Origin of the sequence: Kitasatospora sp. NPDC048286, from assembly GCF_043201735.1 — a bacterium.
Lineage (GTDB): Bacteria > Actinomycetota > Actinomycetes > Streptomycetales > Streptomycetaceae > Kitasatospora.
Window position 1 is genome coordinate 424,167 of sequence record NZ_JBICZE010000006.1, and the last position, 18,348, is coordinate 442,514.

The window sequence follows — 18,348 nt, forward strand, 5'->3', positions numbered from 1 at the left end:
CGAGCCGCGAGCCACCCGGGGAAGCGTCGCGGAGCCGCGTGCCGCCGAGCCGCGAGCGACCCGGGGAAGCGTCGCCGAGCCGCGAGCCGTCCGAGCCGCGATCCCCCGGCGGAAGCGCCGCCGACCCACCCGATCCCCCCGCCCGCACACACAAGGAGCTCGACGCGATGAGCCGCAGGATCGCCTTCATCGGCCTCGGCATCATGGGCGGCCCGATGGCCGCCAACCTGGTCAGGGCCGGCCACCACGTCACCGGCTTCAACCTCACCCGGCCCCCGATCGACGCCCTGGTCGCGGTCGGCGGCCACAGGGCCACTGGCATCGCGGACGCGGTGCGGGGCGCCGAGGTCGTCATCACCATGGTCCCGGCCGACCCGCAGGTCGAGCAGGTTGTCCTGGGCGAGGGCGGCGTGCTGGAGAACGCCGGGCCCGGCACCCTGCTGATCGACATGTCCTCGATCACCCCGCAGACCTCGATCAAGGTCGAGGCCGTCGCCAGGGAGAAGGGCGTCCGCACCCTGGACGCTCCGGTCTCCGGCGGCGAGGCGGGCGCCGTCGAGGCCGTCCTGTCGATCATGGTCGGCGGGGCCGCCGAGGACTTCGCCGAGGCCGAGCCGCTGTTCGGCGCGCTGGGCACCACGGTCGTCCACGTCGGCCCGTCCGGCGCCGGCCAGACCGTCAAGGCCGCCAACCAGCTGATCGTCGCGGCCAACCTCCAGGTGCTCGCCGAGGCCGTGGTGTTCCTGGAGAACGCCGGCGTCGACCTCGCGTCCGCGCTGGACGTGCTCGGCGGCGGCCTGGCCGGCTCCACCGTGCTCGACCGCAAGAAGGCGAACATGCTGAACCGCGAGTTCGCGCCCGGTTTCCGGATCGACCTGCACCACAAGGACATGGGCATCGTCACCGACGCCGCCCGCGCCGTGGGCGCCGTGCTGCCGGTCGGCGCCGTGGTGGCCCAGCTGGTCGCCTCCGCCCGCGCCAACGGCGACGGCTCGCTCGACCACTCGGCGCTGCTGCGCGGCGTCGAGCGGCTCTCCGGCCGCGAGGTCGGCTGACACCCCGGGGGCTCCCGAGCGGAGCTCCCGTCCCCGAACTCCTCCTGGCGGCCGTGTACCCGTTCCGGTCGTGCCCGCGCCGCCAGGAGGCCGCACTCGACCGGCGAGCGGGCCGGGGCTCATCCGCCCGCCCGCCGGTCGAACCAGGCCGGCGACGCGTACGTCCCACTGTGGGGGCACCTCGATCGAGCCCGGTACGCGTCGCCCGGCTCCGTCCCCGCCGAGGGCCGCCTCCGTACGCCCGGCCACGCCGACCGAGGGGGCTCGCACCCCGGGCCACCCGGGCCCATGCTGGACGCACGCCCGTCGGGCGCACATCTGCCGGGCGCACGCCTGTCGGACGCGCGCCCGACGGACGCACGCCGCAGGACCACCGCCAGACCCGTACGGAAACGAGGACCGCTCCATGCCACCCACCCCCCACCAGGGCCATGTGGTCGTCGCCCCCGACAAGTTCAAGGGCAGCCTGGAGGGCGCCGAGGCGGCGGCCCGGATCGCCGCCGGCATCCGGCGCGCCGCGCCCGGCACCGAGGTGCGCGAACTGCCCGTCGCCGACGGCGGCGAGGGCACCCTGGCCGCCGCGCTCGCGGCCGGCTTCAGCAGGGTCCCGGCCGAGGTGGCCGGCCCGACCGGACTGCCGGTGGACGCCGCGCTGGCCGTCCGGGACGACACCGCCGTGGTCGAGCTGGCGCAGGCCTCGGGCCTGGCCCGGCTGCCCGGCGGCCGGGCCGCCCCGCTCACGGCCGGGTCCTACGGGGTCGGCCAGCTGATCGCCAAGGCGGTCTCGCTCGGTGTCAAGCGGATCGTCCTGGGACTCGGCGGCAGCGCCTGTACGGACGGCGGTGCCGGCATGGTGCAGGCCCTCGGGGCGCGACTGCGCGACGCAGACGGAGCCGAACTCCCGGCCGGTGGCGCCGCGTTGCGCCGGCTCGCGGAGATCGACCCCGGCCCGCTGGCCGACGCCCTGGGCGGGGTCGAGGTCGTGGTGGCCTGCGACGTGGACAACCCGCTGCTCGGGCCGCGCGGCGCCGCCGCCGTCTACGGCCCGCAGAAGGGCGCCGACGGCGCGGACCTGGTGGCGCTGGAAGCGGGGCTGACCCGGTTCGCCGACCTGGTCGCCGAGGCCACCGGGCGGGACGTCCGGGAGGCGCCCGGCGCCGGCGCCGCCGGAGGGGTGGGCTTCGCCGCCCTGGCCCTGCTCGGCGCGACCGTACGACCCGGCATCGAGCTGCTGCTCGACCTGTTGGACTTCGACGCGGCCGTGCGCGGGGCACGCCTCGTCGTGACCGGTGAGGGCTGCCTGGACGCGCAGACGCTGCACGGCAAGGCCCCCGCCGGGGTCGCCGCGGCCGCGGCCCGGGCCGGGGTCCGGGTGGCCGCCGTGGCGGGTCGGCTGGAACTCACCGAACCCGAGTGGCGCGCCGCCGGCTTCACCGCCGTGATCGCCCTGACCGACCTGATCGACTCGACCGACCCGACCGACCCGACCGACCCGACCGGCCAGACCGACCTGACCGACCCGACCGACCTGGCCGAGCGGCCGGGGGAGAGCATGGCCAGGGCCGCCGAGCTGGCCGAACTCGCGGGGGAGCGGCTGGCCCAGCGCCTGCTGTCGGGCTGACCCCGTGCGCGCGGAGCCGCCGGACGCCCCCGACCCTCCAACACCCATCCATTGACGTTTTGTTGAAGGCAGGCCTAGGCTCCCGGCAATCCTTCGCCTCCACCCGTGTTCGCGCACTCCCGACTCCCAGGTTCCGGAGGTCTCCCATGCCCTTCAGCCAGCCGGCGGTGATCCGCTCCCGACGGGCGGTCCTGCCCGACGGCGAGCACCCCGCGGACGTGCTGATCCAGGACGGGAGGATCGTCCGGACGGCCCCGCACGGCTCGCTCACGGCCGGCGACGGCGAACTCGTCGACCTCGGCGACACCGCGCTGCTGCCGGGCCTGGTCGACACCCACGTGCACGTCAACGAGCCCGGCCGCACCGAGTGGGAGGGCTTCGCCACCGCCACCCGGGCCGCCGCGGCCGGCGGCGTCACCACGATCGTCGACATGCCGCTCAACTCGATCCCGCCCACCACCACGGTGGCCGGGCTGGCGGCCAAGCGGAAGGCCGCCGAGGGCCAGGCCTGGGTCGACCTCGGGTTCTGGGGCGGCGCCGTCCCCGGCAACCTCGCGGACCTCGAACCCCTGTACCGGGAGGGCGTGTTCGGCTTCAAGAGCTTCCTCGCCCCCTCCGGGGTGGAGGAGTTCCCGCACCTCGAGGCCGCCGATCTGGCGGCGGCACTGGCCGAGCAGGCCCGGATCGGGGCGCTGGCGATCATCCACGCCGAGGACCCGGCCGTGCTCGCCGCCGCCCCGCAGCAACCCGGCGTCCACTACCGGGACTTCCTGGCCTCGCGGCCCGCCGACGCGGAGACCGCCGCCGTCGCCCACCTGCTCGCGGCGCTGTACCGGACCGGCGCCCACCGCACCGGCGCCCGGGTGCACGTCCTGCACGTCTCCTCCGCCGCCGTGCTGCCGCTGCTGCGGCGGGCCCGCGAGGACGGCGTACGGGTGACCGCCGAGACCTGTCCGCACTACCTGACCCTTGCCGCCGAGCAGGTGCCGGACGGCGACACCGCCTTCAAGTGCTGTCCGCCGATCCGCGACGAGGTCAACCGGGACGCGCTCTGGCAGGCCCTGGCGAACGGCGAGTTCATCGCCGTCGTCTCCGACCACTCACCGTCCACCCCCGACCTCAAACTGCTGCCCGAGTACGGCGGCAGCGGCGACTTCGCGGCCGCCTGGGGCGGCATCGCCTCGCTCCAGCTCGGCCTGCCGGCCGTCTGGACCGAGGCCCGCCGACGCGGCCACACCCTGGCCGACGTGGTGCGCTGGATGTCCGCCGGACCGGCCTCCCTGGTCGGCCTCACCGGCACCAAGGGCGCCATCGCCGCCGGCCACGACGCGGACCTGGTCGCCTTCGATCCCGACGGCGAGTTCGCCGTCCGGGCGAGCGGGCTGCACCACCGCAACCCGGTCACCCCGTACGCGGGCCGGACCCTCACCGGCGCGGTGCGCACCACCTGGCTGCGCGGCCGCGCGGTGGACCCCGCCGCCCGCCCCTTCGGCCGACAGCTCGTCCGGCCGCACTCCCACCCCGATCCCACCTCACCACCACCCCGTCCGAACGCGCCCAAGGAGAGTCAGTGACCACTGCCGGCACCCCGAGTGCTCCCTTCACCGAGCTGGTCGACCTGGCCTCCCGACCGCTCGGCGCGGGCGTCGTCGCCACCAACGAGGACACCTTCGCGGACGCCGAGAACCTGCTGGTCGCCGCGCCGGCCGAGTTCCGCCCGCACACCTTCGGCCACAAGGGCCAGATCATGGACGGCTGGGAGTCCAGGCGTCGTCGCGGAGTCTCCGCCGAGCAACCGCACCCCACCGACGCGGACCACGACTGGGCGATCGTCCGGCTCGGCGCCGCCGGGGTGATCCGCGGCGTGGTCGTGGACACCGCCCACTTCACCGGCAACCACCCGGAGTCCGCCTCGGTCGAGGCCGCGTCCGTCCCCGGCCACCCCTCGCCCGAGGAACTCCGGGCCGCCGAGTGGACCACGATCGTGCCGCGCACCGGGCTCAGGGGCGACACCGCCCACGAGTTCGCCGTCGCGGACGGCACCCGCTACACCCACGTGCGGCTGAACATCTTCCCGGACGGCGGTGTCGCCCGGCTGCGGGTGCACGGCGAGGTGCTCCCGGACCCGCGCGAACTCGAAGGTCTCACCTTCGACTTGGCCGCCCAGGAGTACGGCGGCGTGGCCGAGGCGGCGTCCGACCGCTACTACTCCTCCCCGCACAACCTGAACGCTCCCGGCCGCGCCTCCGTCATGGGCGACGGTTGGGAGACCCGGCGTCGGCGCGACAAGGCCAACGACTGGGTGCGGATCGCCCTGGCCGGGGGCGGTGAGGTCCTGGCCGTCGAAGTGGACACCTCCTGCTTCGTCGCCAACGCCCCCGGCTGGGCCGACCTGATCGGCTTCGACGCCTCGACCGGGGCCGACCCGGCCGACGGCGAATGGTTCGAACTCCTGCCCCGCACCCGGCTCCAGCCCGACACCCGGCACCGCTTCCGGCTCGACGCCGGCCGCCCGGTGACCCACGTGCGCATCAACGTCCACCCGGACGGCGGCCTGGCCCGCCTCCGGCTCACCGGCCGCCTCACCGAGGCCGGTCGCACGGCCCTCGCGCTGCGCTGGTTCGACGCCCTCCCGGCCGCCGAGGCCCGTGCCGCCCTCGCCGCGGCCGGTGCCGCCGCCGGCGAGGCCGCCGCGCTGACCGCCGCCCGCCCGGTCGTCGACCCGACCGGGGCCGCGACCGTCGTCCGGATCCTGCTCGGCTAGTCGACGGCCCGTCGGTTCATCTCCGGCACCACGAGCCCAACTCGTACGGCGGCCCGGCCCGGACCCGGTGACGCGCCGTCCGCGCCGCCGGCCCCGCCACCGCTGGCCCCACCGCCGCCGGCCCCGCCACCGCCCGCACTCCTGCCCGGCGGTCGCGGAACGCGCCCCTCCCTCCTGGGTCGTGGGGGAGGGGCCGTCGCGTCCGCCCAGGTCGGCGGACGGGGCTACACGGATTGTTCACGGATATGTACGGACGGCAGCCGTCGGAGCCGCCGGGTCGATAGGCTGGTGCGTGCCCGCGGTCGCTCCGTGGGGGGGACATCGGAAGGGGACGACATGTCGACACCAGCCCCGGGTCGTCACGCCGCGCTTGACCAGGGTCCGACGGGCCCGTTCACCTCCCTCCAGCACGCCCTCAGACTGCTGGAGGCGGTCGACCGCCACCCCGACGGCGCCACCCTGGTGGCCCTCGCCCGGGAGACCTCGCTCGGGCTGCCCACCGTGCGGCGGCTCGCCGAGATCCTGGAGGTCGAGGGCTATCTCCAGTGCCAGGACGGGGGTTGGCTGCTGGGCGGCACCTTCGCGCTGCTCGGTCAGCACAACCGGGAGCAGCTGGTGAAGGCCAGGCTCAACCGCAAACTGGCGGAACTCCGGGACGAGTTGGGCGCCGCGGTGTACTTCAGCCGGTACCACGACGGCGAGTTGTCGGTGGAGGCGGTCTCGGCCGCCGACTACGCCCCGGCCGTGCAGGAGTGGGTGGACTTCAAGGCGACCGCGCACGCGAGCGCGATCGGCAAGTGCCTGCTCAGCCAGCTGGACGTGGACGCCCGGCGCGACCACCTCTCCCGGCACCCGGTCGCCCGGCTCACCTCCCGTACCGTCACCGACGCCGACCAGCTGTTGCACCGGCTGGAGCGACAGCCGGCCACGGTGCCGGTGCTCGACATCCAGGAGTACGCGCTGGGCACGGTGTGCGCGGCGGTGCCGATCACGGCGGGCAGCACGGTCGGCTGTCTGGCCACCTCGATGCCGGCGGACAACATCCACAAGCTGAAGGCCGCCGCCGAGCTGCTGGCGGCCCGGGCGGCGCCGCTGATGCTGGCGATGGCGGTCTGACGGCGGGTCGGCGGCCGCGCACGCGGGTCAGGGGAAGCCCTGCCGGGAAACCGGTGGGGCTTCCCGCGTTTCCCGTGGCGTCGGACGGTGCACATCACTTATTAGACTCGATGTCGATAAGGGTGGGCGAAACCCTTGTCCCCACGGCTACCCGCGAGTACGTTTCCCTGGAGCCGAGCCGCCGCCCCCAGGTCAGGAGGGCCTGCCATGCCCCGTTCCACCCCCGTCCCCGCCCTCGCCGCCCCCGCCGCGCGCGTGCACGACAGCCTCGTCCTGGAGCCCCGGGACGTCCGCTTCGACTGGGCCCGGCTGCCGCTGCACTGGATCCCGGACGAGCCGATGGCCACCCACGTCATCAACGTGCTGCACCTGCTGCTGCCCGAGGGGGAGCGCTGGTTCGTCAAGGTGTTCAAGGAGGCGCTGCCGCTCATCCGGGACGAGCAACTGCGCGAGGAGGTCCTCGGATTCATCGGGCAGGAGGCCATCCACGCCGAGGCGCACCAGGAGGTCCTGGACCACCTGCTCGGCCAGGGGCTCGACCCGAGGCCGTACGTCCGGCAGATCTCCTGGCTGTTCCAGCGCGTCCTCGGCGACAAGCCGGGGCTGACGGCGGCCCAGCAGCGGGAGAACGTCATCGAGCGGGTCGCCTTCATCGCGGCGATCGAGCACTTCACCGCCTTCCTCGGCAACTGGGCCCTCAACTCCCCGGGTCTGGACCGGGCCAAGGCCGACCCGACGATGCTGGACCTGCTGCGCTGGCACGGCGCGGAGGAGGTCGAGCACCGCAGCGTCGCCTACGACCTGATGGTCCACCTGGACCCGGGCTACCTGCGCCGGGTGCGCGGGATGGTGATCTCGGGGCCGCTGCTGGTCCACCTCTGGGTGCGCGGCGCCCGCTTCCTGCTCGCCGCCGACCCCACCCTGGAGGGGCGGCTCAAGCCCACCTGGCGGGAAGCGAGCCGGATCGCCAGACGCGGACTGCTGCCGGACCCGTTCAGGTCGATCCGCTCCGGGCTGCGCTACCTGCGGCCGGGCTACCACCCGACCCAGGAGGGCTCGTCCAGCCAGGCGCTGGGCTACCTCGCCACCTCCCCGGCCGCCCGTGCGGCCGCCGGGCGCGGCTGACGGCCGACAGGTTTCAGCGAACAGATGACGTCATCTGTTCGCTGAACTCTGTTCGCCGAAACCTGAACGCTGAACGCTGACATCCGAAACCTGTCAGCTGTCGCCCGCCGCCCGCCCGCCGCCCCGCTCCCACCCCAAGGACCCCGCCGGATGGACCAGCCCACCCCGCCCCCCGACCTCTACGGCCGCCCCCGCGCCGACGGCTTCATGCGCCGGCTCACCGCCTTCGGCGACCGCTACCCCCCGGCCCTCGGCGGCCCGTTGCTGCGCCGCAACCCCCGCCGCCCGTACAGCCGCCCCACCCCCGCGCTCCGCCTGGTCGTCGCCGAGCGCCGCCAACTGGCCGCCGACGTCGTCGAGTTGACTCTCGCCGACCCCTCCGGCAGTCCGCTGCCCGGCTGGCAGCCCGGCGCCCACCTGCGCCTCGTCCTGCCCTCCGGTCGCGAGCGCCACTACTCCCTCAGCGGCGACCCGGCCGACCGCACCGCCTACCGCATCGCCGTTCGACGGCTGCCGGAGGGCGGCGGCGGGTCCGTCGAGGTCCACGACGCCCTGCACCCCGGCACCCGGCTCACCGCCCGTCGCCCGCGCAACGGCTTCGCCTTCTGCGCCGAGCCCGCCGTCCTCCTGCTGGCCGGCGGCATCGGCATCACCCCGCTGCTTCCGATGGCCCGCGAGGCGCAGCGCCACGGCCTGGACTGGCGCCTGGTGCACGTCGGCCGCAGCGCCGACACCCTCCCGTACACGGACGAGCTGCGCGCCCTCGATCCGCGCCGGGTGGTGCTGCGCACCGACGACGAGCACGGCGGCGTCCCCACCGGCTCCGAACTGCTCGCCCACGCCCCACGCGGCGCCGCCGTCTACTGCTGCGGCCCGGCCCCGATGCTCACCGCCGTGCAGCGCGCCCTGGACGGCTCCCCGGTCGCCTCGCTGCACTTCGAGCGCTTCGGCGCCGCCCCGATCACCGACGGCGAGCCCTTCACCGTCCGCCTCGGCACCGACGGCCCCGCCCTCGACGTCCCCGCCGACCGCTCCGCCCTGGACGTGCTGCGCGAGGCCCGCCCGGACCTCCCGTACTCCTGCCACCAGGGCTTCTGCGGCACCTGCGAGGTCCGTGTGCTGGCCGGCTCGCCCGACCACCGGGACCGCCGCCTCACCCCCGAGCAGCGTGCCGACGGCGCCCTGCTGCCCTGCGTCTCCCGGGCCGCCGAGGGCGAGACCCTCGTGCTGGACCTCTAGAAGGAGCCCCTCACCATGGCGAAAGCGACCCCCGCCTTCCGCTACACCGAGCGCGACCTCACCCGCTTCCGCGAGACCCAGCAACTCGCCTACCACTGCGCCGAACAGGTCGCCGCCTGGATCGAACCCGGCGTCACCGAGCGGCAGGCCACCGCCGAGCTGCGCCGCCGCCTGGTCGCCGCCGGGGTGCAGGACTTCTTCCACGTCCCCTTCGCCTGGTTCGGCGACCGGACGGCGTTCCGGCACTTCCACACCCCGCTGCAGTTCTTCGCCGGCAACCGCCGGCTGGAGGAGGGCATGCCGTACGTGCTGGACTGCGCGCCCGTGGTGGACGGCTACACCGCCGACATCGGCTACGGCGGCAAGGTCGGCGAGAACCGGGTCTGGGACCGCCTGGCCGCCGACCTCGAGGTCTACCGCGAGCTGATCCTCCAGGAGGTGCGGGCCCGCAAGCCGCTCTCCGACGTGTACGCCGCGGTCGACGCCCAGATCGCCGCGCACGGTTACGACAACCGCCACCAGGTGTACCCGGGCCGGGTGATCGGCCACCAGGTCACCCGCAACACCGCGCGCGGCCCCGCCGGGGTGAACGTCTTCGGCTTCGGCGTGCGCACCCTCCAGACCCTCGGTCGTGAGCTGATCTCCGAGCGGCTGCACGGCCGTTCACCGCTCTGGGCGGACGGGCGCTCGTCCCGGCACGCGCCCACCCCGGGCCTGTGGGCGGTCGAACCGCACATCGGCTTCCGGGGCGTGGGCATCAAGTTCGAGGAACTGCTGGTGGTCACCGAGGACGACGCCTACTGGCTCGACGACGACCTGCCGCACGTCCGCCGCTGGAGCGCGACCACCGAGCAGACTGTCACCGAGAGCACCGCCACCGAGAGCACCGCCGCCCAGAGCACCGCCGCCCAGAACACCGCCGCCACCGAGCCGACCACCCTGGAGGCCACCCGATGACGAGCCCGTCGCAGCGCGGCCCGGCGCAGACCCCGGTGCAGCGCCCGTCGCAGACCCCGGCGGCGCCCCCGGTGCGCCGCCGGACCGTCCACTCCGGCGGCCTCCCGCTCGCCGTCTTCGAGCAGGGCGACCCGGACGCCCCCACCGTCCTCCTCGTACACGGCTACCCCGACACCCACGCCGTCTGGGACGACATCGCCGCCGACCTCGCCCGTGACCACCACGTGGTCCGCTACGACGTGCGCGGCGCCGGCGAGTCCGCCGCCCCCGCCGACCGGTCCGGCTACCGCCTGGAGTACCTCGCCGAGGACCTGTTCGCCGTCGCCGACGCCGTCAGCCCGGACCGTCCGGTCCACCTGGTCGCCCACGACTGGGGCTCGATCCAGTCCTGGGAGGCCGTCACCGCACCCGGCGCCGAGCGCCGGATCGCCTCGTACACGACCCTGTCCGGCCCCAGCCTGGACCACATGGGCTACTGGCTGCGCCACCGGCTGCGCCGCCCCACCCCGCGCCACCTCAAGCAGCTGCTGCACCAGGGCCTGCACTCCTGGTACATCACCGCCTTCCACCTGCCCTACCTCGCCCCCGGCGTCTGGCGCCTCGGCCTGGCCCGGGCCTGGCCGCGGGTGCTGCGCGACCTGGAGCACGTCACCCCGCGCGCCGACCACCCGCAGCCCAGCCTGCGCCGCGACGCGGTCCGCGGCATCGAGCTGTACCGGGCCAACTTCCGCCCCACCCTGGGCAGTCCGCGCGAGCGGCCGACCGAGGTGCCGGTCCAGCTGATCACCCTCACCCGGGACCGGTACGTCGGCACTTACCTCTCCGAGGGGCTGGAGCGCTGGGCACCCGAACTGACCCGCAGGACGCTGCACGCCGGCCACTGGTCGGCGCTGCTGGAGAAGGGAGCCACCGTGGCCGGGATGGTCCGCGAGTTCACCACCCGCATCGACGCGGGGCAGGTCCGAGGCGCCGAGGGCGATGGCCGGCTGGTCGTGGTCACCGGCGGCGGCAGCGGCATCGGCCGGGCCACCGCGCTCGCCTTCGCCGAGGACGGCGCCCGGGTGGTGGTCTGCGACCTCGACCTCGCGGCCGCCGAGCGCACCGCCGAACTCGCCTCGCTGATCGGTGCGAAGGCGCACGCCTACCGGGTGGACGTCTCCGACGGCGCCGCGATGGACGCCTTCGCGCAGACCGTCGCCGCCGAGCACGGCGTGCCCGACGTCATGGTCAACAACGCGGGCATCGGGCACTCCGGGACGTTCCTGCAGACCACCGAGAAGGAGTGGCAGCGGGTCCTGGACGTCAACCTCTGGGGCGTGATCCACGGCTGCCGCGCCTTCGGCACCCTGATGGCCGACCGCGGCCAGGGCGGCCACATCGTCAACGTCTCCTCCGCCGCCGCCTACCTGCCCTCCAAGGCGCTCACCGCCTACGCCACCAGCAAGGCCGCGGTGTTCATGCTCTCCGACTGCCTGCGCGCCGAGTTCGTCGCCCACGGCATCGGCGTTTCCACCATCTGCCCGGGCATCGTCAACACCAACATCACCCGCACCTCCACCTTCTCCGCCACCACCTCCACCGAGCAGGCCGCCAAGCAGGCCCGCGCTGCCAGGCTCTACGCCCGCCGCGGCTTCCCCCCGGAGAAGGTCGCCACCGCCATCCTCACCGCCGTCCGCACCGGCCGCCCCGTCGTCCCCGTCACCCCCGAGGCCAAGGCCGCCCGCTTCCTCTCCCGCCTCAGCCCCGGCCTCCTGCGCCTCGCCGCCCGCCTCAACGTCACCTGACCGGGTGAACGGCGTCCGATCCGGCCATATGGGCCTGTGATATCAGCTAGGCTCGACTTAGATATCGCAGGCCCCACTCCGCCTTGGGAGGCCGACCATGGCCCGTACGGTGATAGACGTCAATGACGAACTGCTGGCCGAGGCTGCCGAGATCCTCGGTACGACGACCAAGGTCGCCACTGTCAATGCCGCGCTTGAGGACCTCGTGAAGCGCCGCAAGCGTCAGGCTTTCATGGCCTGGCTCGCCGAGGGTGGGCTGCCCGATCTCACCGGACCGGTGGAAAAGGGTGAATGAGCGACTCCTGATCGACAAGTCGGCCTTTGCTCGCTACTCCAAGCCGGCCGTCAGATCCGTGCTCGACCCGCTGATCAGCAGGGGGCTTGTCGCGATCTGTGGTGCTGTCGAACTGGAGATCATGCACAGCGCCCGCTCCAAGGCCGACGCCCTGGAGATCCGCGAGGGACTGAGCGGCTTCGACTGGCTGCCCACGCCCGACGAGGTGTGGGACCGCGCCATCGAGGTGCAGGCCCTCCTGACCAGCTCCGGCAACTGGCGGGCACTGTCGGTGCCGGACCTCGTCATCGCGGCCACCGCCGAGCGCCACGGCGCCACCGTGCTCCACTACGACGGCGACTTCGACATGATCGCCGCCGTCACCGGCCAGCCGACCGAGTGGGTCGTCCCCCCGGGGTCGGCGGACTGAGGGCCAGCCGACCGGTGAGGGCCCTCCGGGGCCGCGAGAGCGGCTGTGAGAGCATCGAGGCCCATGGAGATGACAACGGCCCTGTGGTCCTTCGCCCTCGTCGTGGGGCTGCTGACACTCACCCCCGGTCTCGACACCGCGCTGATCCTGCGGACCTCGGCGCTGGGGCGGCGCCGGCAGGCGTGGGGGGTCGTGCTGGGGATCCAGACCGGGACGCTGCTCTGGGGGACGCTGACCTCGGCCGGGGTGACGGCGCTGCTGACCGCCTCGCAGGTGGGGTACGAGATCCTGCGCTGGGCGGGCGCGGCGTACCTGGTGTGGATGGGCATCGGGATGCTGCGCAACCGGGGCGGTGAGGCGGCGGCCGAGGAGGAGCCGGAGGACGGCGGGTTCGCGCACGGCTGGCGGCGGGGCACGCTGACCAACCTGCTGAACCCCAAGGTCGGGGTCTTCTACGTGGCCGTGCTGCCGCAGTTCATCCCGGCCGGGGCCCCGCACTTCGCCGCCGGCGTGGCGCTGACCTGCGTGCACGTCGTGGAGGGCCTGCTCTGGTCGACCGTCCTGGTGGGCTTCGCCCAGGTGTTGCGCGGCTGGCTGCGCCGGCCGGCCGCCCGACGGCTGATGGACCGGGTGACCGGCGCGGTCGTGGTGGGTTTCGGCGTGAAGCTGGCACTGGCCGACTGACCCCGCTCGTTCCTGTTCATCCCCGTTCGTCCCTGTTCGTCCCCGCTCAGGCCGCGTGAGTATGGGGTTCCGGCCCGCCCGCGGTGGCGCCCCCGACGCCCCCGACGCCCTCGATGCCCTCGACGCCCCCGTCACCCTCCGCCTCCGGGCGGGGCAGGTCGTGGTGGATCGGCCCGTCCGAGGCGCTCAGCGGCAGGCAGCTGCCGCCGCGCCGGTGGGCGACGATCTCGGCGGCGACCGAGACCGCCGTCTCCTCCGGGGTGCGGGAGCCGAGGTCCAGGCCGATCGGGGAGCGCAGCCGGGCCAGCTCGGCCTCGGTGAGCCCCACCTCGCGCAGCCGGGCCACGCGTTCGCGGTCGGTGCGGCGCGAGCCCATCGCGCCGACGTAGCCGACCGGCAGCCGCAGGGCGCGCTCCAGCAGCGGGATGTCGAACTTGGCATCGTGGGTGAGCACGCACAGCACGGTGCGCCCGTCGATCCGGCCGAGCTGGGAGTCCAGGTAGCGGTGCGGCCAGTCGATCACCACCTCGTCGGCCTCGGGGAAGCGACGGGCGGTGGCGAAGACCGGCCGGGCGTCGCAGACGGTCACGTGGTAGCCGAGGAACTTGCCGATCCGCACCACCGCGGCCGCGAAGTCGATCGCCCCGAAGACCAGCATCCGCGGCGCGGGCACGTACGACTCGACGAAGCAGGTGACGGTGCCCCGCCGGCGGTCGTCGCAGGGGCGTCCGTCCAGGCCGAGTACGAGCCGGCCGGTGCGTCCGGCCTCCAGCATCGCCCGGGCCTGCGCGACGACCGCCCGCTGCAGGCCGCCGACCGTCGACGGGGCCGGCGAGAGCGCGCCCTCGACGTCGTCGGCGGTGACCGCCAGGGTGGCCCCGACCAGCCCGTCCGGCCCGGCGATCACCCGCACCAGGGTCACCGGTGTGCCCGCCGCGACGTGGGCGATCCCGGCGTCCAGTCCGGTGTCGGCCCCGGGCACCACCGGCTGGACGAAGACGTCCAGGACGCCGCCGCAGGTCAGCCCCACCGCGAAGGCGTCCTCGTCGCTGTACCCGAAGCGTTCCAGGGCCGGCCGGCCGCTCGCGATGGCGGCCTGGCACAGCTCGTACACCGCGCCCTCGACGCACCCGCCGGAGACGCTGCCCACCGCCTCGCCGTCGGCGTCCACGGCCAGCGCGGCTCCGGGGTCGCGCGGAGCGCTGCCGGAGACGCCGACCACGGTGGCCACGGCGAAGGAACGCCCGGTCGCGTGCCAGGCCAGCAGCTGCTCGGCGATGTCCTGCATGGGGTGAGGCTCCTTACACGGTTTCGACAGTAGCGGGCGGCGCCGCCGTACGGGAAACGATCCCGTACAACAGCGGTGCCGCCCAAGGCCGCTGCCCAGGGCGCTACTGCGCGAGGCCGTGCTGTCCGCCGAGCCCCCGGCCGGGGGCCCGGCCCGGCCGCTCGGTGGTCAGGTGCTCCGGTCGCACCGGGATCCGGTTGAGCGCCAGCCCAGTGGCGTCGCGGATGGCGGCCACGATGGACGGCGTCGCCGAGACGGTCGGCGCCTCGCCGACCCCGCGCAGCCCGTACGGCGCGTTGGGGTCGGGCAGTTCGAGCAGTTCCACCGGGATCGGCGGGGTGTCCAGGATGGTGGGGATCAGGTAGTCGGTGAAGGAGGCGTTGCGCACCTTGCCGTCCCGCAGGACGATCTCCTCCATCACCGCGAGGCCCAGCGCCTGGGTGCAGCCGCCCTGGATCTGGCCGACCACGGAGAGCGGGTTGAGCGCCTTGCCGACGTCCTGGACGGCGGTGAGCTCGACCACCTTGACCAGGCCCAGTTCCACGTCCACGTCCACCACCGCGCGGTTGGCGCAGAAGGAGTACTGGACGTGGCCGAAGCCCTGGCCGGTCTCCCTGTCGAAGGGCTGCGTGGGCCGGTGGCGGTGTACGCGGGTCTGCTCGACGGCCCCGTCGCCGAGCAGGTCGACGACGGGGACCAGCACGCCGGCGCTCCTCGACACCACCTTGCCGCCGGCCAGCACCAGGTCGTCGTGGGTCCAGCCGTAGCGCCGGCGGCCCCGGTCGAGCAGTTCCCGGCGCACCGCCTCGGCGGCCAGCTTCACCGCGCCGCCGGTCATGTACGTCTGGCGCGAGGCGGAGGTCGAGCCGGCCGAGCCCACCGAGGTGTCGGCCGGGTGGATGGTGACGTGCTCGACGCCCAGCTCGGTGCGGGCGATCTGGGCGTGCACGGTGACGCCGCCCTGGCCGACCTCGGCCGCCGCGGTGTGCACCATGGCGACCGGCTCACCGCCGATCGCCTCCAGCCGCACCCGGGCGGTGGAGTAGTCGTCGAACCCCTCGGAGAAGCCGACGTTCTTGATCCCGACCGAGTAGCCGACGCCGCGCACGATCCCCTCGCCGTGCGAGGTGTTGGACAGCCCGCCGGGCAGCCGGCGCAGGTCGGGGCGCTCGGAGTCCAGCGGCGGCGGAAGCGGCATCTCCTTGGCCCGGCGCAGCAGTTCGGCGACCGGAGCGGGCGCGTCGATCTGCTGCCCGGTGGGCATGGAGTCGCCCTGCGAGACGGCGTTGAGCTGCCGCAACTCCACCGGGTCCATGCCCAGTTCGGCGGCCAGCTTGTCCATCTGCGACTCGTAGCCGAACGCCGCCTGCACCGCGCCGAAGCCGCGCATCGCCCCGCAGGACGGGTTGTTGCTGTACAGCGCGAGGGCGTGCATCCGCACGTTCGGGATCACGTACGGGCCGTGCCCGAGCGAGGCCGCGTTGCCGACCACGGCGGGGGAGGTGGAGGCGTACGCGCCGCCGTCCAGCACGATCCGGCAGTCGGCGAAGACCAGCTTGCCGTCCCGGGTGGCGCCGTGCTCGTAGTGCATCCGCGCGGGGTGGCGGTGCACGTGGCCGAAGAAGGACTCGTCCCGGGAGTAGACGATCTTGACCGGTTTGCCGGTGCGCTGGGCCAGCAGACAGGCGTGGATCTGCATCGACAGGTCCTCGCGGCCGCCGAACGCGCCGCCGACGCCGGCCAGGGTGAGCCGGACCTTCTCCTCCGGCAGGCCGAGCACCGGAGCCATCTGCCGGCGGTCCGCGTGCAGCCACTGGGTGGCGACGTAGAGGTCGACGCCGCCGTCCTCGGCGGGCACCGCGAGGCCGGACTCCGGGCCGAGGAAGGCCTGGTCCTGCATGCCGACCTCGTAGTCGCCGCTGACGATCACGTCGGCCAGCGCCCGCACCTCGTCGGTCACGCCGCGGCCGGAGACCAGCCGCTGCTCGTGGCAGATGTTGCCGTACGCATGGGACTTGTACGCCTGCGGCTCGTGCACGTACCCGTACGTCTCCGGGTCGAGGCACTGCTCCTCGGTGACGATCGGGGTGAGCACCTCGTACTCGACCGCGATCTTCCTCACCGCGCGCCGGGCCGTCTCCGGGTGGTCGGCCGCGACCAGCGCGACGGGCTCGCCGTGGTAGCGGATCCGGTCGATTGCCAGGGCCGGCTGGTCCTGGACGTCCAGGCCGTAGTACTTGGAGCCGGGGATGTCCTCGTGGGTCAGCACCGCGTACACCCCGGGCACCTTGAGCGCCTCGGAGAGGTCCACCGAGAGGATGTTCGCCCGGGGGTGCGGCGAGCGCAGCGCCGTGCCCCACAGCATGTCCTCGTGCCAGAGGTCGGAGGAGTAGGCGAACTCGCCCCGGACCTTCAGGTTGCCGTCCGGGCGCAGCGGTGAGCCGCCGATGCCGTCCTTGGACGCCTGGTCGATGCTCCGGAGGTTCTTCTGCCCCTGGATGGTCCGCCCGCCCGTGCCACCGCTCTCCGCGCCGCCCGTGCCACCGCCCGCCGCACCGTTCATCGCGCACCGGCCTTCCCCGCGCCGCCCATGCGGGCCGAGGCCAGCCGCACCGCGTCCATGATCTTCTCGTAGCCCGTGCAGCGGCACAGGTTGCCGGACAGCGCCTCGCGGATGTCGTCGTCGCTCGGCTGCGGGTCGTCCGCCAGCAGCGCGTCGGTCTGCACCAGCAGCCCGGGGGTGCAGAAGCCGCACTGGACGGCGCCGGCGTCGACGAACGCCTGCTGGACCGGGCCCAGTTCGCCGTCCTGCCCGCTCAGGCCCTCGACCGTGCGCACCTCGCGGTCCTGCACCTGTCCGGCCGCGACCAGGCAGGAGCAGACCGGGACGCCGTCGAGGTAGACGGTGCAGGAGCCGCACTCGCCCTGCTCGCAGGCGTTCTTCGAGCCCGGCAGGCCGACCCGCTCGCGCAGCACGTACAGCAGGCTCTCGCCCTCCCACACGTCGTCGGCCTCGACCGGCTTGCCGTTGGCGGTGAAAGTGACCCTCATGCCGCGCTCCTGATCTGCTTGCCGTAGTCGTTCCAGGTCCAGGTGAGGGTGCGGCGGGCCATCACGGCGAGCGCGTGCCGGCGGTAGTCGGCGGTGCCCCGGACGTCGTCGATCGGCGAGGCCGCGGCCTTCACCAACTCGCCGAAGCGCCGGACCACCTCGGCGCCCAGCGGCTCCCCGGACTCCCACAGGCCCCGCTCGGCGAGCACGCCCCGGAGGTACTCCTCGGCCTCGACGGCACGGCGCGGCGTGGGCGCGGCCGAGCCGATACCGGTGCCGACGGTGCCGTTCCGCGGGTGCAGGGCAAGCCCGAACGCGCAGACCGCGATCACCATGGCGTTGCGGGTGCCGATCTTCGAGAACTGCTGCGGCCCGTCCGCCACCGGGACGTGCACGGCCCGGATCAGCTCGTCGGCCGCCAGGCAGTTGCGCTTCACCCCGGTGTAGAAGTCGTCGATCGGGATCATCCGGGTGCCGCGCACCGAGGCCGCCTCGACGAACACGTCCCGCCCGGCCGCCAGCAGCGCCGGGTGCGAATCGCCGGCCGGGGAGGCCGCGCCGAGGTTGCCGCCGACGCTGCCGCGGTTGCGGATCTGCGGCGAGCCGACGGTGCGGGCCGCCAGCGCCAGCCCGGGCAGCGGGCCGGACAGCTCCGCGATGATCCGGGTGTAGGAGACGGCGGCGCCGAGCCGGACGACACCGCCGTCCTCGGACCACGAGGTGAGTTCGGCGATGCGGTTCAGGTCGAGGATCGCGGACGGCCGGTGCATGTCGAAGTTCAGCTCGACCATGACGTCCGTGCCGCCCGACAGGGGCAGCGCCGTCGGCTGTTCGGCCTTCACCGCGAGCGCCTCGTCCCAGGTGGCGGGCCGAAGGAACTCCATGCGGGTGTCTCCTCACGTCGTCGCCCGCCGGGTGTCCGGTGGCGTGTCGCCCAGTGAACCGCTGTGACGCGGCCCA

16 protein-coding genes are annotated in these 18,348 nt (G+C 74.2%); 12 read left to right on the top strand and 4 right to left on the bottom strand.

Translation table 11 applies throughout. The features are described from left to right. Nucleotides 1-167 precede the first annotated feature (167 nt). The 12 genes from ACGF13_RS17420 (at nt 168) to ACGF13_RS17475 (ending at nt 13,049) form a co-directional block, all read left to right on the top strand. A complete protein-coding gene (locus ACGF13_RS17420) occupies nt 168-1,055 on the top strand; it encodes a 2-hydroxy-3-oxopropionate reductase (protein WP_392875310.1) in 888 nt (295 codons plus the stop codon). A gap of 406 nt (nt 1,056-1,461) precedes the next feature. After that, on the top strand, nt 1,462-2,676 hold the full coding sequence (locus tag ACGF13_RS17425) for a glycerate kinase (protein WP_392875313.1): 1,215 nt from the start codon (nt 1,462-1,464) through the stop codon (nt 2,674-2,676). 146 nt (nt 2,677-2,822) lie between these two features. Continuing rightward, the gene (allB, locus tag ACGF13_RS17430) at nt 2,823-4,250 is read left to right on the top strand and encodes an allantoinase AllB (RefSeq protein ID WP_392875316.1); all 1,428 of its coding nucleotides are present in this window, start codon (nt 2,823-2,825) and stop codon (nt 4,248-4,250) included. Further along, a complete protein-coding gene (gene alc, locus ACGF13_RS17435) occupies nt 4,247-5,440 on the top strand; it encodes an allantoicase (RefSeq protein ID WP_392875319.1) in 1,194 nt (397 codons plus the stop codon). The genes allB and alc overlap by 4 nt, the downstream gene beginning before the upstream one ends. Before the next feature lie 336 nt (nt 5,441-5,776). Then, nucleotides 5,777-6,556, top strand: coding sequence for an IclR family transcriptional regulator (locus ACGF13_RS17440; protein ID WP_392875322.1), 780 nt, complete (start codon nt 5,777-5,779; stop codon nt 6,554-6,556). 207 nt (nt 6,557-6,763) lie between these two features. Then, nucleotides 6,764-7,681 carry a metal-dependent hydrolase gene (locus ACGF13_RS17445; protein ID WP_392875325.1) on the top strand — a complete coding sequence of 306 codons (918 nt, stop codon included), beginning with the start codon at nt 6,764-6,766 and terminating at the stop codon, nt 7,679-7,681. 150 nt (nt 7,682-7,831) lie between these two features. Next, a complete protein-coding gene (locus tag ACGF13_RS17450; protein ID WP_392875328.1) occupies nt 7,832-8,920 on the top strand; it encodes a PDR/VanB family oxidoreductase in 1,089 nt (362 codons plus the stop codon). Nucleotides 8,921-8,935: 15 nt separating this feature from the next. Further along, nucleotides 8,936-9,877, top strand: coding sequence for a M24 family metallopeptidase (locus ACGF13_RS17455; RefSeq protein ID WP_392875331.1), 942 nt, complete (start codon nt 8,936-8,938; stop codon nt 9,875-9,877). Beyond that, a complete protein-coding gene (locus ACGF13_RS17460) occupies nt 9,874-11,661 on the top strand; it encodes an SDR family oxidoreductase (protein ID WP_392875333.1) in 1,788 nt (595 codons plus the stop codon). The genes ACGF13_RS17455 and ACGF13_RS17460 overlap by 4 nt, the downstream gene beginning before the upstream one ends. Nucleotides 11,662-11,758: 97 nt before the next feature. Further along, entirely contained in the window at nt 11,759-11,956 is a 198-nt protein-coding gene (locus ACGF13_RS17465) for a type II toxin-antitoxin system VapB family antitoxin (protein WP_392875336.1), read from the top strand. Beyond that, a complete protein-coding gene (locus ACGF13_RS17470) occupies nt 11,949-12,365 on the top strand; it encodes a PIN domain nuclease (protein WP_392875339.1) in 417 nt (138 codons plus the stop codon). Before ACGF13_RS17465 ends, ACGF13_RS17470 begins: the two co-directional genes overlap by 8 nt. A gap of 63 nt (nt 12,366-12,428) precedes the next feature. Further along, entirely contained in the window at nt 12,429-13,049 is a 621-nt protein-coding gene (locus ACGF13_RS17475; protein ID WP_392875341.1) for a LysE family translocator, read from the top strand. A 46-nt stretch (nt 13,050-13,095) separates the two neighbouring features. Here ACGF13_RS17475 and ACGF13_RS17480 read toward each other — a convergent pair whose 3' ends face one another. From ACGF13_RS17480 to ACGF13_RS17495, 4 genes are all read right to left on the bottom strand, one after another. After that, nucleotides 13,096-14,337, bottom strand: coding sequence for an XdhC family protein (locus ACGF13_RS17480; protein WP_392875344.1), 1,242 nt, complete (start codon nt 14,335-14,337; stop codon nt 13,096-13,098). A gap of 103 nt (nt 14,338-14,440) precedes the next feature. Continuing rightward, entirely contained in the window at nt 14,441-16,900 is a 2,460-nt protein-coding gene (gene pucD, locus ACGF13_RS17485) for a xanthine dehydrogenase subunit D (RefSeq protein WP_392875347.1), read from the bottom strand. Further along, nucleotides 16,897-17,388 (bottom strand): (2Fe-2S)-binding protein, encoded by a 492-nt coding sequence (locus tag ACGF13_RS17490; RefSeq protein WP_392875350.1) that lies wholly within the window; start codon nt 17,386-17,388, stop codon nt 16,897-16,899. Before ACGF13_RS17490 ends, pucD begins: the two co-directional genes overlap by 4 nt. Then, nucleotides 17,385-18,272 (bottom strand): FAD binding domain-containing protein, encoded by an 888-nt coding sequence (locus ACGF13_RS17495; RefSeq protein ID WP_392875352.1) that lies wholly within the window; start codon nt 18,270-18,272, stop codon nt 17,385-17,387. The genes ACGF13_RS17490 and ACGF13_RS17495 overlap by 4 nt, the downstream gene beginning before the upstream one ends. Between the last annotated feature and the right edge of the window lie 76 nt (nt 18,273-18,348).

Coding starts and splice junctions, on each gene's coding strand:
- ACGF13_RS17455 (WP_392875331.1), top strand. CDS start 8,936: ATGGCGAAAGCGACCCCCGCCTTCCGCTACACCGAGCGCGACCTCACC.
- pucD (WP_392875347.1), bottom strand. CDS start 16,900: ATGAACGGTGCGGCGGGCGGTGGCACGGGCGGCGCGGAGAGCGGTGGC.
- ACGF13_RS17495 (WP_392875352.1), bottom strand. CDS start 18,272: ATGGAGTTCCTTCGGCCCGCCACCTGGGACGAGGCGCTCGCGGTGAAG.
- ACGF13_RS17490 (WP_392875350.1), bottom strand. CDS start 17,388: ATGAGGGTCACTTTCACCGCCAACGGCAAGCCGGTCGAGGCCGACGAC.
- ACGF13_RS17440 (WP_392875322.1), top strand. CDS start 5,777: ATGTCGACACCAGCCCCGGGTCGTCACGCCGCGCTTGACCAGGGTCCG.
- ACGF13_RS17475 (WP_392875341.1), top strand. CDS start 12,429: ATGGAGATGACAACGGCCCTGTGGTCCTTCGCCCTCGTCGTGGGGCTG.
- ACGF13_RS17465 (WP_392875336.1), top strand. CDS start 11,759: ATGGCCCGTACGGTGATAGACGTCAATGACGAACTGCTGGCCGAGGCT.
- ACGF13_RS17460 (WP_392875333.1), top strand. CDS start 9,874: ATGACGAGCCCGTCGCAGCGCGGCCCGGCGCAGACCCCGGTGCAGCGC.
- ACGF13_RS17420 (WP_392875310.1), top strand. CDS start 168: ATGAGCCGCAGGATCGCCTTCATCGGCCTCGGCATCATGGGCGGCCCG.
- ACGF13_RS17450 (WP_392875328.1), top strand. CDS start 7,832: ATGGACCAGCCCACCCCGCCCCCCGACCTCTACGGCCGCCCCCGCGCC.
- ACGF13_RS17425 (WP_392875313.1), top strand. CDS start 1,462: ATGCCACCCACCCCCCACCAGGGCCATGTGGTCGTCGCCCCCGACAAG.
- ACGF13_RS17445 (WP_392875325.1), top strand. CDS start 6,764: ATGCCCCGTTCCACCCCCGTCCCCGCCCTCGCCGCCCCCGCCGCGCGC.
- ACGF13_RS17480 (WP_392875344.1), bottom strand. CDS start 14,337: ATGCAGGACATCGCCGAGCAGCTGCTGGCCTGGCACGCGACCGGGCGT.
- allB (WP_392875316.1), top strand. CDS start 2,823: ATGCCCTTCAGCCAGCCGGCGGTGATCCGCTCCCGACGGGCGGTCCTG.